At 52.2% G+C, this 15,519-nt stretch carries 8 protein-coding genes, 1 tRNA gene and 2 rRNA genes; 6 read left to right on the forward strand and 5 right to left on the reverse strand.

All coding sequences use genetic code 11. The annotated features are described in order from the left end of the window. The first annotated feature begins 250 nt into the window (after positions 1-250). The 3 genes from I9187_RS09925 (at position 251) to I9187_RS09935 (ending at position 3,579) form a co-directional block, all read left to right on the forward strand. Positions 251-3,136 (forward strand): 23S ribosomal RNA (locus I9187_RS09925). Between the two features lie 166 nt (positions 3,137-3,302). Beyond that, a 5S ribosomal RNA gene (gene rrf, locus I9187_RS09930) occupies positions 3,303-3,417 on the forward strand. 85 nt (positions 3,418-3,502) lie between these two features. Continuing rightward, positions 3,503-3,579, forward strand: a tRNA-Met gene (locus I9187_RS09935). 454 nt (positions 3,580-4,033) lie between these two features. On the opposite strand, the gene I9187_RS09940 is transcribed toward I9187_RS09935, so the two are convergent. The 3 genes from I9187_RS09940 to I9187_RS09950 all read right to left on the reverse strand — a co-directional run bounded on the left by I9187_RS09940 (position 4,034) and on the right by I9187_RS09950 (position 7,022). Then, positions 4,034-5,635, reverse strand: a complete 1,602-nt coding sequence (locus I9187_RS09940) for a site-specific integrase (protein WP_209940158.1) — start codon at positions 5,633-5,635, stop codon at positions 4,034-4,036. Positions 5,636-5,801: 166 nt separating this feature from the next. After that, positions 5,802-6,008 carry a helix-turn-helix domain-containing protein gene (locus I9187_RS09945; RefSeq protein ID WP_171178882.1) on the reverse strand — a complete coding sequence of 69 codons (207 nt, stop codon included), beginning with the start codon at positions 6,006-6,008 and terminating at the stop codon, positions 5,802-5,804. A gap of 180 nt (positions 6,009-6,188) precedes the next feature. Beyond that, positions 6,189-7,022, reverse strand: a complete 834-nt coding sequence (locus I9187_RS09950) for a hypothetical protein (protein WP_171178884.1) — start codon at positions 7,020-7,022, stop codon at positions 6,189-6,191. 1,023 nt (positions 7,023-8,045) lie between these two features. Here I9187_RS09950 and I9187_RS09955 point away from each other — a divergent pair. Both I9187_RS09955 and I9187_RS09960 read left to right on the forward strand, forming a co-directional pair. Continuing rightward, positions 8,046-9,794 carry an amidohydrolase gene (locus I9187_RS09955; RefSeq protein WP_171239136.1) on the forward strand — a complete coding sequence of 583 codons (1,749 nt, stop codon included), beginning with the start codon at positions 8,046-8,048 and terminating at the stop codon, positions 9,792-9,794. Positions 9,795-9,884: 90 nt separating this feature from the next. Beyond that, complete coding sequence (locus I9187_RS09960) at positions 9,885-10,676, forward strand: DUF3299 domain-containing protein (protein WP_171239135.1); 792 nt, start codon at positions 9,885-9,887, stop codon at positions 10,674-10,676. A gap of 291 nt (positions 10,677-10,967) precedes the next feature. Here the strand turns inward: I9187_RS09960 and I9187_RS09965 are convergent, their stop codons facing one another. Next, on the reverse strand, positions 10,968-11,837 hold the full coding sequence (locus tag I9187_RS09965) for an amino acid ABC transporter substrate-binding protein (RefSeq protein ID WP_171239134.1): 870 nt from the start codon (positions 11,835-11,837) through the stop codon (positions 10,968-10,970). Positions 11,838-12,260: 423 nt separating this feature from the next. On the opposite strand from I9187_RS09965, the gene I9187_RS09970 reads away from it, so the two are divergent. Next, positions 12,261-13,058 (forward strand): hypothetical protein, encoded by a 798-nt coding sequence (locus I9187_RS09970; RefSeq protein WP_209940159.1) that lies wholly within the window; start codon positions 12,261-12,263, stop codon positions 13,056-13,058. A 238-nt stretch (positions 13,059-13,296) separates the two neighbouring features. Here I9187_RS09970 and I9187_RS09975 read toward each other — a convergent pair whose 3' ends face one another. Further along, positions 13,297-15,429, reverse strand: a complete 2,133-nt coding sequence (locus I9187_RS09975; RefSeq protein WP_209940160.1) for an adenylate/guanylate cyclase domain-containing protein — start codon at positions 15,427-15,429, stop codon at positions 13,297-13,299. Positions 15,430-15,519: the final 90 nt, after the last annotated feature.

A 15,519-nucleotide genomic window follows, 5' to 3' on the forward strand; every position in this document is an offset into this window, starting at 1 on the left:
GAACAGAGTTGTCCAAGTCAAGTACACTAACCCGCATAACTTAACGGTTATGCATTGTCTTCTATCCTCTGCGTGGGGCCGACCGACATCGGCAGCGCGGGTTCCAGGATGGAAGGCGGGAAAGTATGCTTTTGGTTCAGAAGAAAGATCATCTTTAGTTACTAGCTGGATGATCGCGATGGACATACTTGTGCTCAAATAGCCGAATAGGCGGTAGCGCAAAATGTTATGTCTTTCTTTTTCTGGATCAAATCAAGCGCGAGAAGGGCGTTTGGTGAATGCCTTGGCAGCAAGAGGCGATGAAAGACGTGATACTCTGCGATAAGCCATGGGGAGCTGAGAATAAGCTTTGATCCATGGATTTCTGAATGGGGCAACCCACCTGAAAGCTTCATATTGTTATCCCCTCACAACCTGGTTGTGAGTAGATACTCAATATGGGGTTTAAACAGGTACTTAAGACCTGAATACATAGGGTTTTAAGAGCAAACCCGGGGAACTGAAACATCTAAGTACCCGGAGGAAAGGAAATCAATTGATACTCCCCTAGTAGCGGCGAGCGAACGGGGACCAGCCGAGCCAGATAAGTGACTAGAACACGTTGGGAAGCGTGGCCATAGCGGGTGACAGCCCCGTATAGGAAGCTTTGATGGACGTATTAAGTAGGGCGGAACACGTGAAATTCTGTCTGAAGATCGGAGGACCACCTTCGAAGGCTAAGTACTCCTTGCTGACCGATAGCGAACCAGTACCGTGAGGGAAAGGTGAAAAGCACCCCGACGAGGGGAGTGAAACAGTACCTGAAACCGAACGCCTACAATCAGTCGGAGGATCCTCGAGATCTGACGGCGTACCTTTTGTATAATGGGTCATCGACTTGGTCTCACGAGCAAGCTTAAGCCGTTAGGTGTAGGCGTAGCGAAAGCGAGTCTTAATAGGGCGCATGAGTTCGTGGGATCAGACCCGAAACCGAGTGATCTAGGCATGGCCAGGTTGAAGGTAAGGTAACACTTACTGGAGGACCGAACCCACATCCGTTGAAAAGGATCGGGATGAGCTGTGCCTAGGGGTGAAAGGCCAATCAAACTCGGAGATAGCTGGTTCTCTGCGAAATCTATTTAGGTAGAGCGTCATCCGAATACCCCGGGGGGTAGAGCACTGGATGGGTAATGGGGCCCCACAGGCTTACTGATCCTAACCAAACTCCGAATACCCGGGAGTACTAGATGGCAGACACACTGCGGATGCTAACGTCCGTAGTGGAGAGGGAAACAACCCTGACCTACGACTAAGGCCCCCAATTCATGGCTAAGTGGGAAAGCAGGTGGGACGACCAAAACAACCAGGAGGTTGGCTTAGAAGCAGCCATCCTTTAAAGATAGCGTAACAGCTCACTGGTCTAAATAAGTTGTCCTGCGGCGAAGATGTAACGGGGCTCAAGCCATGAGCCGAAGTCTAGGGATGCGTAAGCATCGGTAGCAGAGCGTAGTGTGACATAGAACCTTGCCTTTTTTACCGCCGGTCATTTGGTGCGCGCAATCGCGCTCAAGTAGCCGAATAGGCGGTAGCGCAGGCATAGGTTCTTTCGATGAAGCCGGGGCGTGAGCCATCCGGTGGAGAGATCACTAGTGAGAATGATGACATGAGTAGCGACAAAGAGTGTGAGAGACACTCTCGCCGAAAGTCCAAGGGTTCCTGCTTAAAGCTAATCTGAGCAGGGTAAGCCGGCCCCTAAGCCGAGGCCGAAAGGCGTAGGCGATGGGAACTAGGTTAATATTCCTAGGCCAGGAGGATGTGACGGATTGCAGGTGTAGTTCAACCTTATCGGATTGGTTGGGCTGCTGAGCAGTTCCTGGAAATAGCCCTCCATCAGACCGTACCCTAAACCGACACAGGTGGACTGGTAGAGCATACCAAGGCGCTTGAGAGAACGATGTTGAAGGAACTCGGCAAAATACCTCCGTAAGTTCGCGAGAAGGAGGCCCGGTTCCTAGGCAACTAGGGGCTGGGGGCACAAACCAGGGGGTGGCGACTGTTTATTAAAAACACAGGGCTCTGCGAAGTCGCAAGACGACGTATAGGGTCTGACGCCTGCCCGGTGCCTGAAGGTTAAAAGGAGAGGTGAGAGCCTTGAATTGAAGCCCAGGTAAACGGCGGCCGTAACTATAACGGTCCTAAGGTAGCGAAATTCCTTGTCGGGTAAGTTCCGACCTGCACGAATGGCGTAACGACTTCCCCGCTGTCTCCAACATCGACTCAGCGAAATTGAATTGCCTGTCAAGATGCAGGCTTCCCGCGGTTAGACGGAAAGACCCCGTGCACCTTTACTACAGCTTCGCACTGGCATCAGGATTGTGATGTGCAGGATAGGTGGTAGGCTTTGAAGCGGAAACGCAAGTGTCCGTGGAGCCTCCCTTGAGATACCACCCTTCGCACTCTTGATGTCTAACCGCGGTCCGTTATCCGGATCCGGGACCCTGCGTGGCGGGTAGTTTGACTGGGGCGGTCGCCTCCTAAAGCGTAACGGAGGCGCGCGAAGGTTGGCTCAGAGCGGTCGGAAATCGCTCGTTGAGTGCAATGGCAGAAGCCAGCCTGACTGCAAGACTGACAAGTCGAGCAGAGTCGAAAGACGGCCATAGTGATCCGGTGGTCCCGAGTGGAAGGGCCATCGCTCAACGGATAAAAGGTACGCCGGGGATAACAGGCTGATACTGCCCAAGAGTCCATATCGACGGCAGTGTTTGGCACCTCGATGTCGGCTCATCTCATCCTGGGGCTGGAGCAGGTCCCAAGGGTACGGCTGTTCGCCGTTTAAAGAGGTACGTGAGCTGGGTTTAGAACGTCGTGAGACAGTTCGGTCCCTATCTGCCGTGGGTGTAGGAGACTTGAGAGGAGTTGCCCCTAGTACGAGAGGACCGGGGTGAACGATCCACTGGTGGACCAGTTGTCGTGCCAACGGCAGTGCTGGGTAGCTATGATCGGACAGGATAACCGCTGAAGGCATCTAAGCGGGAAGCCCCCCTCAAAACAAGGTCTCCCTGAGGGCCGTGGAAGACCACCACGTCAATAGGCCGGAGATGTAAGCGCAGTAATGCGTTCAGTTGACCGGTACTAATCGCCCGATAGGCTTGATTTGATCCAGTAATGGAAAGACAAGACCAAAGCATACACCAACCTTGAGTTGGACAACGCTGATTGATTAACACAACCGTGCAGGACCGCGCATTCGCAAGCGAATACGCTGCCTCCTGCATAGTCGCTTTCTTGAACAGCAAGAAAGTCGACCGAGGGCTTTTCCTCGGTTTGGTGGTCATAGCGCAAGTGAAACACCCGGTCCCATACCGAACCCGGAAGTTAAGCACTGCCGCGCCAATGGTACTTGGGCTTAAGCCCCGGGAGAGTAGGTCACCGCCAAACCTAGTAAAAGCCCAAAATCTCTCTAAACGATGAAAATAATACCTGGCCTCAAGTAGCCGAATAGGCAATAGGCACACCAAAGCGTCGCGGGGTGGAGCAGTCCGGTAGCTCGTCAGGCTCATAACCTGAAGGTCAGAGGTTCAAATCCTCTCCCCGCAACCACTTGGGTCGAACAAGCCGCCTCAGGGCGGCTTTGTTCATTTTGGGCCAACCCAATCATTGCTGCCAGGGCACCCTCCAGTTCGATCTGAACGCCCTCGTTGGTGTGCTCGACCGTGACACGTTCGATAAGGCCCCGGATGATCTCCAATCCGAAGGCCGGCAAAGGCGCGTCGCCGCATCGGCATCAAAGCCAGCATGGCTATCATGGTGCCATCCCGCAGGCATATCATACGGCGCAGCGGTGTTGGCTCCGCTTCTGCATGACCCGTCGCTAGAGACATTCCCGCCTTGAATAGAACCTCGCTGGACAACACACGCCCAAGTTTGCGATCCCGATCACCCCGTCCTGCGGCGCGCTTCAATCCCGCTTTCAATCTCCGCTGAGCGGACCAGTCCTGTGTCGGGTCAGCCGCGGAGAGGATACGCAACACGCCGTCAATGAACATCAACCGGGTCATCGGCCGGGTGTGTGAGAGGTCCCTAAGCCATAGCCGCCGGGATTGGCGTCGAGCCAGTTCATCACCGCAAAATGCCGAAACAGGTGGGCATTCATCTCCAACCCCGTTTCCTTCCGAATCCGTTTGGAGACGCGCGCAGACAGAACGCCAGGATCAACCGAATGCTGACCATCCCTCCGGGGAAACAGCCAAGGCGTTCCCGCGGGGCAGAGTTCCGGACAGCGAGATTTGAGATGCACGTCGATCATGCGCAATACATCACGCGGGATCTCGAACTCGACAGGTCGCTCATTTTTGGTCTCGCCGTCTTCCAGAACCAGGTAGGCTCGGCCATCACCAGGACGGTGCAGGTGGCGTTCCAGGTGGATGCCAGCCAGGTTCTTCACGCGAACCGGGCAGACCAGCAAGATGGCGATGGCGAGTGCATCTTCGCGCGCCAGAGCCCAGCCATACGGTTTGGACATGCCGCGTGGTCGCGCGAAAATCCGTTCAGGCAGGAGCAGCAGGCGCTGTTGATGCCGATCCTCTTGCAACACCCGCAGCCGGCTTCGGTTCTTTTGGGTCATGCCATTCTGAGGTTTGACCGCCAGGCGCGTGGCAAGCCCGGCCAGTGCATCGCGAGCGTCATCGGGTGCATTAAGTATCCGGGCCAGGTTGCGGAGCAGCGCGGCGATCTCACTGATCATCTTTGTGGTCTGGTTGTTGGTGCGCGATAACATCTGGCGCAAACCCTGTTCAGCCATCACCGGATTGATCAGGACGTCCAATCCGCCAATCTCCGCGATCGGGATACCAGAGTGAACGAGTTCGGAGGCAAACCGAACCAACTGTCTTTGGTATTGGGACAGGGTCGCGGGTCGGAGTACCCTGTTCTGACCGTCATCTGCCAGCGGGTCCGGAGTTGCAAGACGGTGCATCAATTTTGCAAGCTCGCTTTGGAACGGCGTAGGAAATGCTGTCACGGGAAAGGTGATGACCTTCTGGCGCGTTTCCAGAGGCAGGATGGCCTTGGGCCATTCAGAAATACGTCGGACCGCCAGGTTCCAGCCGTTGACCGCAGCCCGATACGCGACATCCGGTGATTTGCTGATCTCGTTATGCGCAAGGGCTTCTCGATAGGCCGCGGCATGCTCTTTGCGCACAGTGGCGGGTTTGACGCCTTGCCGGTTCAGAAAATGCACGAAGCGGCAGAGTGCGGGTTGCAATGTCTTGTCGCCGGACGCCAATACATTCGCCCAGAGCGCTTGCCAATCGGGAGACAGATCATCGATCCGGTTGAAGCGCCGTTCCACCAGCCCGAAATGCGCGAGGGCGGCACGCGCATCACTCACCGCGTTTTGCCAACTCTTCGGTGTAAGACCGAGTGCTGCCGGTGTGACTTTGGACAGACGGGGCTGCAACCAGCGACTGTCGCAGGGCACATCCTCTGGCGGCAGCCCAAGGGCTTTGGCCACGCGGCGCAGACCGGAGATCATGTCGCGGCGGCGTCCGTCCGACAGAGAGCTGTCGGAGCGCAGTTGGTCGATGAGCTCGGCGAACATCGGTGTGTCGGCTTTGACGAAGGCCAATCTCAACGGAACGGGGCTCTGGCTAGTCATCGGGTTTACGTTCCTTTGGACATGTCGGGTCTCGGGCGGACGGGTGTGGACAGGGGGTCCGATTCGGGAAAAGCGTAGCACAGAAAGTCAGAAACTTACGGGCAAGCCCTCTTCCCGAAAATGTCATAACCTATTGACATTAATGTACATTAATGATCTCGATTGCCTACCAGCACTGTGCCTGCCGGTAGACGGCATGAGCTGCCGGATCAATGCGGATGAGGCGTCCGCCGGGGCCAACTCGGATAACCTCAAGCAGGCCTGCGGCAATCGCACGGCGCACCGTCTTCTCGGAGCAATTGTCCAGTTCAGCGACGTCCTTCACCGTCAGTAGCTTGCGGGGTCGGTTCTTCTTGGCATTGATCTGTGGCATCCTGATGCGCCTCCTTTTGGTCAGAGGCGTCCCGGCCCAGTTCCTGTACTGCCTGGGCAGCCAGCAATCGGACCAACTGGTCAATCGCTGTCTCAACCTGCTTGTGCGCGTGGTCGTCAGAAGGGGATATGGCAGGAACGCGTGTCATGCCATGACCATGACAACGCGGGCTTGCTCATTCTAAGTGTATTGATTGCCCAATTCCGGCGGCGCCCAACGCTCTTGCTCTTCGCGCTCAAGCTTGTCGCGAAAACCGTCAATGTCCACGCGGATCGTCTCACCGCTCAGGATTTGCCCCGGCTCGGTGATCATCTTCACGACAGCCTGGATAAAGTTGACGAGCGGACCTTGCCGTTGTCCTCCGGGGCGACCGTCTGAGTATGTCGTATAGGTTAGGGGGCGACCGGCATCTTTCCAGATGTAACAGCAGCTCTCGACAATGTACTGACGGCGTTTGTCGCGCGAGAACCGCTTGTCCCGGGGCGACATCTCCGCAATCGCACCAGGTGTCCCATGGATGCGTCGAATGTCATCGATGACATCCTGAGTAAGTGTCGTTGCGGTCTCAAGCTTGTCGAGCACTTGGGGAAGAAGGCCTGCGTCTTCTGGCGTCGACGCGAAACAAGTCGAAAGCGAGCCCAATGCGTTCCGGAGCTCTTGGGGACCAATGGAACTCTGTTTGGCTTTCCGCAAAAGTTGCTTGAGGTACTTTTGACCTCGTTCAATCGCTTGCGAGCGTCGGACCTCAGTCAGGTTGATTGCGATGTCGTCGTCGTTATTGAGGCAGTTCCCAAGAAGCACAGAGAGTTTGCGTACGAGCTGAGTTGGCAGGCCAAACCGTTCGGCCAAGCTCTCGATCATGTCATCAGAGAGAGTACCGCGTTCGCCATAACTGCCGAGCTTCCATGACAGCGAGCATTTGATCCCATCCATGTGCGGGTAGACCGAATAGTCACCTTCATCATCTTCAACGTCGCCTTGATCGTTCAGGCCAGCGTCCAAGTCAGCGCTCATCTTATTCTCCGCTTTGTACACTCTGCATTCGAGCCACACGTCCAAAAGCCAATGTGCATCACAGCAACTCTGCTTGCCGAAAAATCGGGCTGGATGACACAAGGCGATCCATTCAAACGTTGCACACAAACAAAAGAACAGGAAGAGAACAATTTGGTACCAGGTTCTGACTTGAAGCGCTGACCCAAAACGCCCGCGCTTTTGATAGGCTACAGCGCTTCGAGACAGCTGCGGCTTTTTAAGTTGGCGGACGAGCGAAACACAAGGAACAAAAAAACAGATCAATACACTTAGTCAGCAAGAACGAAAAATCGGACGTTCCGGGCCGGGACGGGTCTCCTCGTCTCCGTTGCGCCCGGTTTATGCTTGCTGCTTTCCCTCGCAAACGATCAAAAAAAGCGGTGACCACGGTACGTTCACGACCGGCCTCCAATAGTGAACTATGGTTCGGGGACTACCCCATCCCGCACCGACGCGGCTCCTTCTGGCCCGGTGCAGAAACGCGACTACGGAACCCACCGGCCGACGGGCGTCTTCAGACACTCGTCGGACCGGGGACCGCCGAGACCGTGCGCGGTCAAAGCGGGGCAGGTGAGAAGCCTGCGGGGAAGCGGCTGGCCTCCGACAAAAGGCATCGCGCGGATACGAACCTGAAAACGAAGGGCCTTCTCCCGCATGACGGGGGGAAGGAGCGGGGGCCGGATATTGTCTGGACAGTTGGAGGTCTCCGAACTGAAAGACTTTGCTGCCCGCTACACTTTGAGGGATGCTTGTGCCCTGCAACCTTTGTGAAATTTCCATTTGGTCGCGATATCTGTGTGACTCGTTTTTTCCAACACCATTTGAACTTTTGCACTTCGCTCGTTTGGTTGAGAAAATCGGCCATTTCGCTCTGTGTCAGTGAACTTTTGACCGTCTGGCTGCTGAGCCCTCTGACAAGGAGTGAGGCGAAGAAAATTTATTTGACATGCAGACATTATGTTTCATGCTTCAATTAGTCTTTTCTTCGGATTGGGAGTGCGAATGATGAAGTGGATGATGATAGCAGTCGGATTATTGACCTCTTTCGCCACAAACTCTGTAGCCCAAACCGCTGATACCGTCTTATTGAATGGCAACATCTACACTATGGATGCATCACGGCCTGAGGCTGAAGCAGTTGCTATTATGGGAACGCAAATCTTCTACGTTGGTTCCGATGATGGAGTCCAATCCCTGATTGGAGAAGAAACAACGGTCATCGATCTTCAAGGACAAACGGTTCTGCCGGGCTTTGTCAGCGGCCACGAACACCTTGTCGCATCCGGGTGGACGCAATTGGGTGTCCAATTGGGCTCTGGTCAATCCAAAGAGGATTATCTCAAGTTAATTAAAGAGTATGCGGACGCCAATCCCGACGAGGAGTTTATCCGTGGCATTGGATGGAACGCGACTCTGATGGGCGGTGAGTTCACGGCTGCCGATTTGGATGCAATCGTTCCTGACAGACCCGTGTTCCTGCAAGATTACACCATTCATGACGCATGGCTGAACACCAAAGCTATGGAAATGGGAGGCGTGAACAAAGACACCCCCGACCCAGTTCCGGGTTTGATCTATTTTGTAAGAGATGGCGAGGGTAACCCAACGGGCTACGCGAAAGAATTTGCGTGGATGGGGGCCTATGTGGAATCTGGTGCATGGCAGCCGGATACGATGATCCCAGAGAGCCAAACAGAGCTTTATGATTTGGCCGCGAAATTTGGCTACACCACTTACATTAACCAAGGCCTAGTGACACCGAACATCAAGTCTCAGGCTAAACACAAAGATGACACTAAAAAGGCATTGGAAATCCTGCAAGCACAAGCTGACGAAGGCACACTCAAGCTTCGTACGTTGATGATGACCCTTGTCAAAGGTGACGATTTCAATGCCGACGATGCGGTGGCCAATACTTTGGAACTGAAGTCTTCATTCGACAACGATGAAGTTCGCGTGCTTGGAATTAAGATACACCCGGAAGGGGTTCACACAAGCCATGCATCGGTCATGCTCGAGCCTTGGCTGGACCTGCCTGAAAAAAAGGCGGTGCGAGGTGTATCAGCAGCCCTCACCGATGAAATTGTCCTCAAAGCAAACGCAGCCGGGCTTGACGTCTCTGTGCATGTTGATGGCTCAAAAACCGTTCGCGAAACTGTTGACTCATATGTCAACGCTCAGAAAGCTGGATACACCGAAGCCCGCAATTCGCTTCAACACTTAGCTTTTGCGCATCCAGATGAAATTGAACGCATCATACAGCACAATATCCTGTCCAATATCACCCCGATTTGGGGCACGACTTGGAGCGGTGGGCTTGACGGTGCCATGGAAATCATGGGCCTTGAAAGGACGGTTTCCGAATTTCAACGCATCCGCACTTTGATGGACGCGGGCGCACCCGTCAGTATAGGCGCAGACGTTCCCAGCACCGATCCTAGCCTCATGGGTGTATTAACACTATGTGAAGCAGCCGTTACACGGCGCGATCCGTCTAATCCGGACGATGATCGTATCTTCCCACCGGTATATCAGGCCCTCACGCTCGACCAATGTATATACGCCGCAACGCTTGGTGGTGCGTATGAAGCGAGGATGGAGGACAAGATCGGAAGCTTGGAGTTTGGCAAGTATGCTGACCTGGTTATTCTAGAAGACGACCTTTTCTCGGTGCTTCCTTCTGACATCGCGGATGTGAAGATTGTCGCCACGATGAAGGGCGGAGTATTCACATATGAAGATGGTCTTTGAAACGCGGCAATAAACGTACCTTCGCAAATTGGGCCAGTGCGATGAACTAGGCTGCAATGCTACTAAAATAGGAAACTTTAGAGCTCTGAAATGACAAGCAATCTGATCGCTCTGATAGTTTTTGTATGTGCGTTCGCAGATGTGAATGCTGCTCAGGCAGAGGTTGCCCAAGGTTCGCCAGAACCTGCTGTCCAAACCTCTCCTTCAGGGGCGAAGCGTTTTGACATGTCTCGGCGCGCGCATGACTTTTCTGACACTTCAAACTCCACTGCGCTGGATAGATCTATTCAGAAACAAGTAGCGGATAGCTGGCTTGACTTGAAGCCAACACTGAAGTCTCTGGAAGCCCCATTTGAAACCCTGCCGGATCCGTTGTTGAACGCAATGAGAACGCAAATTCGTTGGCGAACGTCCGGAACCGCTACGCGCTCTGATCCTGATTTTGTCAAAGAATACAATGCAGCCACAGGTGTTCTCGCGGCGAATGAAATCGACGTTGAAAAGCTGATGCTCGAGCGCCGAAAGATCATTGCGCATAACAACTCAATCGGGCGTGGTCCAAACTTAGAAAAGCTGGGTACGGCGATCAAGCTGCCTGGGTACATAGTGCCGCTTACACTCAGTGGACGAGTTGTCACTGAGTTCCTATTTGTCCCGGTCGCTGGATCTTGCGTTCACACACCTTCGCAGCCGCCGAACCAGATCATTCATGTTGATTACCCCAGCGGCGTTGAATTTAAGTCGATTTTCGAAGCATTTTGGATCGAAGGCGAACTGTTAGCTGAAAGCAGAATTAGCGATGTTGTATTCTACGACGGCCAGGCAAACGTGGAGTCCACTTACAAACTAAACGCGAATTTAGTTGAAGTGTTTATGCCCTGATTTTTAGCCCCCCATCGGTTCATAACTTTCAGTCGTCTGTACGCGTAGACACTAATATCGGTGGACCGTCGCACACAGCCCAAGCCGTAAATGTTGAATAGAATGCGGCCTGACCCCTAATCTGGCTGGCTTTAGCGACTGCGGTCCCCTCGAAGATTTCATCAAGGGGGTTATCAATTTCCGATAGCAGACCTTGATTTAACTTTGTCCAACGTTTGCTCTGCAGGTATCTCAGCCTAAATCGCAGCGCGAAATTGACACGCAAAAAAGCACTGTTTTATGCGATACGTGTCAAGGATTGGTAGGGGCGATAACATACAGAGCTTTCAATGCTTCGCTGGGCTCTATCCCCGGCAAGGCAATACGGAAAATCTCCTCCATTGTACCTTGAGCATACATCTCTGACAAAATTCGATCTACAAGCAATCGAAAATCATAATCTCCTTTCGGTATCGCTAATCCTTGCTTTTCTATCGTCAATATTTCTTGGGATAACTTGAATTTGCCCTTTAGCCCGGCAGCAATGTAGTTGACTAATAAAATCGACTGATCTGCAAAATACGCATCGATTTCGCCGTCTCGCAGCGCCTTGATGCCGTCTGGGTGTGAGGCGAACCGTACCATATTTGCATCGATACTTGCCGCCTCAAAGGAATTGAGAACGGATGCCTCTGTTGTTGTGTTGCTTCTCATGCCAACCCTCTTACCCGCTAGCGCACTCATGGTGCCCTCGGCCTCGATTGGCAGTAATATGGACGTGCCGTCGACATAAATTGGAATCGAAAAATCAACAACTTCGCGACGGGAAAGTGTTATGGTTGCAGCCCCACAAAGCACATCGACTTCTCCTGAGGCAATTTTGTCGAAACGATCCTTGGCGTCGACCGGAATGAACTGGACGTTTAATTCCTTTAATTCAAGCTTCTTCGCAAGACTCTGCGCGACCCGATCGCAGATTAACGGTGACAATCCAAACGGCCGACCTTGATCGTTGAGGTAAGATAGTGGCGCAGCGTCTGTTCGAAAACCAAATCGGATTTCGTTGTTTTTTGTTATCCTTTCGATTGTCTGAGCAACCGCTCCGGTTGTGAAAAGAGCCGTTGCAATAAGTACAGATAGCAAGCGCATGGGTTTTCCTTCTTTGTCCGGTTTCCATTCCATTGGAGGTACGAATTATCCTATGTCGAGATCAAAACACATTGAGACGCAAAGTAGGCTGATAGTTGATAGCAAGAGTCGCTTGGCGAGGAAAGAAAACCACATCCTTGCACCATGGGTAGCTAACTCAGTTAGATAAAAGCAAAGCCTATTAGGCCGGGCTTATGTGCAAATGTCTAGTATGGGTTAACTCATTTGGATGCCACGGTGTCTTTGCCCCCTAGAGTTGGGCCACTACTTTTGCCGAGAAGGGGGAACAAGAAATGGCTCGGAGCGGCTCTTCGTTCCGATCTGACGAGCGGCTGTTATTTGGACCAAGCCTTGACCACAACATCCAACAATAAAATCGGTTAGTACAAGACACCAGGTCCGGTTGTAGATTATCCTTTGGAAAGCTACTTTTATCAGGCTTAAGGAAAACAAAAAATGGCGAACAAGCTGGCCACAATGTGGTTCGACGGCCCTTTGAGGTTAGTTGACCGGGTTTGTATTTCTTCAATGCTCGCCACAGATATGCCTGTCACCTTATACACCTATGGGGACATTCCGAATGCACCGCCTGGCGTCGAAATCAGGGACGGCAACGAAGTACTTGATCGGGCGTTAGTCCAGCGGCTGGTGCCTGTGGCGAAAAAAGATCAAGCTACCTGGCTGCCAACTGTTCAATTCAGTGATTTTTTCAGGGTCTTTCTGCAACGGGCTGGCGGAGGTTTGTGGCTTGATAGTGATGTGTTGATGTTTCGCCCCTTTGAATATCCTTCAGATGACGTCTATTTCGTGCGAGAGGTATCCGGCGGAATCGGCGCATCTGTTTTCTACCTTCCCCCCGGAAACCCGATTATTGGAGAATATGAGCGTCTACTTGAGCAGGATAGTCTGGTGCCAGACTGGCTTGAATATAAACGCCGCATTTTGCGTCCAATGTGGTATCGCCTGACCGGAACATCCTATTCCGCTTCGGACCTTGGGATTACGATCTATGGCAACGAGGCCTTCCGGCAGCTTGCAAAAAGATACGACCTTTATGGTCATGCACAACCACCAGCGACCTTCTATCATTGGTCTGACGCGAAGAATTTTGACGTTTTTCGCGACGTTCCCTGGCAATTCTTTTACGATGATCCTTGCCACATCGGTTTGCATATCCATAAAAAGTCCAATGAACATATCGAGCATCCGGAGCCCGGCAGCCTTTGGCACAGAGCTCTTAAAGACTTCTCGTGAAATGACCCGCGATTTTCCCATCCTCGCCACGAGAGGAACACTTCGAATTTAGATCTTTCTGGCGATGCTTGTGGTAGACTTGGTACTAAGGTTGCCCGTTTTCTGGCTCGGACTGAAGATACGCCGCTATCCGAAGCAATGCCCGTTTTTGGTTGGCCTGATTTGACGGGGGCAATTTGATTGCAAGCGCATGATTGGCCTGAGGCCCATCGGAATGATGGTTTGCTGCGCTTCTCATTCATTTCCTCTCGAAACGGTAAACACCATCCCAAGCGGCCGGTGGTTTAAACGCAAAACTGCTGCAACGTTCGATAAAGACATCTACAAGACGCTTGTTAGCTGCGATTTCTCGATGCCTCTGGAGGGCGTCTAATGCATCAGCCCATTTTCCAGACTGATACAAGGCATAGCATGCGCGCCATTCTTCGAGTTCGCGTTTCTTGGCTGCGCTCACCAGAAAACCACCCTCATCATCTTTTTCCGCGATTAGTTCAAAGATACGACTAGGAAAGCTAGTCCCGGCAGGCACGACAAAGTCAATTTCGCGCAGCAAAAACCTGTTCTTGACATGAACAGCCACGTCTTCCGATATAAGAATCCTTGTACCGTAAACTTTGTTCAACCCTTCTAGTCTGGAAGCAAAATTAACGGCAGCACCAAGCGCAGTGTATTGCAATCTTGAGAGAGACCCGACATTACCGACCACTACGCGACCGGTGTGTAGGCCAAAACGTGTGTGCAACGGACGTAAGGGTAACGCTCCATTGTCAGAATTGAGTTTCGCCTCAGCCAGTAAACACGCCAAAGCTGCTCGACAAGCATGAACAGGGTGATCAGAATCATCGAGTGGAGCGTTCCATAGAGCCATAATGGCATCTCCAATGTACTTATCCACTGTACCCTGATTACCGGATATCTCTTTTTCCATTGCTTCGAAATACTCGGACAAAGCAGACATCAGAACTTCGGGTTCAAGTCCCTCGGTCTGGCGCGTAAACCCTTTGAGGTCGGCAAACATAAGGGTTACATCGCGCGACTCTCCCCCAACACTAATTCTCTCTGCTTTTGAAAGGATAGAGCGCACCAGCTCCTTTGGTACGAACGCACCGAAACTCGACAATCCAGCTTTCATACTTGCAATGGCTGCTCCGAGTTCGGCGACTTCCTGAATATTTGATTTCAGGTTCAAGTTCTCACTTAGCTCAAAGTTACTGACTTTTCTCGCTTCCGTTGCCACGCGAACAAGATTTTTGCTCAAAAGACGGGCGACTACAAAGGTAAATGAGACAGCCAGAACCAAAGCAAGTACACCTATTTGCATGGCGCGAGTCGTGTTTCTTTTTATTTCTCCGATAAACTCATCTTCCGGCACTATTAGCCCGAGAGTAGGTTGGGCACCGAAGACTTCAGGAATTGGCATCACAGATGCGATATAGTTTCTTTCATCGGATGCTGGAGCTACGCGGAAAAAATCCTGCTGACTGGTTCGCCATCTTTCAATGACACTGTCAATAATTTTGCTACTACCTTCAATTGACCCGTTCGTATTGGAACTTACGAAGCGCGGCTCTCCACCTTCGGACCGCGTGCTGGTGTACGAAAGTAGGCGACCTTCGCGATCCAGCATGAAAACCAAACCATGATCGCCGATCCTGATATCATCTAGGATTTGCGAAAGTGCCGATATTGTTATGTCGAGCGCAACGACGCCAAGCATATTTCCGTCGTTGTCGACTACGGTTTTTGAGAACGTTGCGCCCAGACGCCCTGTGCTCTCAAACTGATAAAGCGGCGAAACGTAAACGCCGCTTTGCTCGAACGCCCCGCGATACCAAGGGCGCGTTCGAGGATCATAGACAGTGGTTCCACTAAGAAATGGGGTGGCTAACGAACTGCCATTCGACCAAAAGTAAGCTTCTACGCGCTCACCAGATTGTTCGGAAATTATCCGTTGGACGCGATCTACTCCTTCCGGCACTGGCAGCGCGCTTGGTCCAAAAGTTTTCCAGTGTTTTGGAAGGTTTATATTCTGATAAAAGTCTCCGGATTTCTCTTCTCCAAAATACAAGCCATAGTAGTGCTCATTGCCTTGAATCTGCGAATAGAGCACGTCCAAACCTGCACGTGAGCCAGCATACTCCGAAAAATTTGAAAGAAAGACGGACGCGGAAGACACGACACTTCCCGCTCCACGTACTACGGTTAGCATCTCATCGACTGACTGACTTCTGGCCTCGACCATCCTCTCTTTAACGGTACGAATGGCCAGTTCCTTGTTGCCAAAATAAAGAATGGCAACAAGCATTGTTGTTACGGCTAACGTGAGGAACGTGAATAAAGTCGCAACGCCGATATGGAGACGTACTTTCATGCTCTCAATTAGTCAAAATGTTGCAATAGAAGTTCACCCACTCATCGCCATACAAATAAGTGTCTTGAGTGCATTGTTCCCTGAGGACAA

The sequence above is a fragment of the Ruegeria sp. HKCCE4148 genome (assembly GCF_017872495.1).
Classification (GTDB): domain Bacteria; phylum Pseudomonadota; class Alphaproteobacteria; order Rhodobacterales; family Rhodobacteraceae; genus Ruegeria.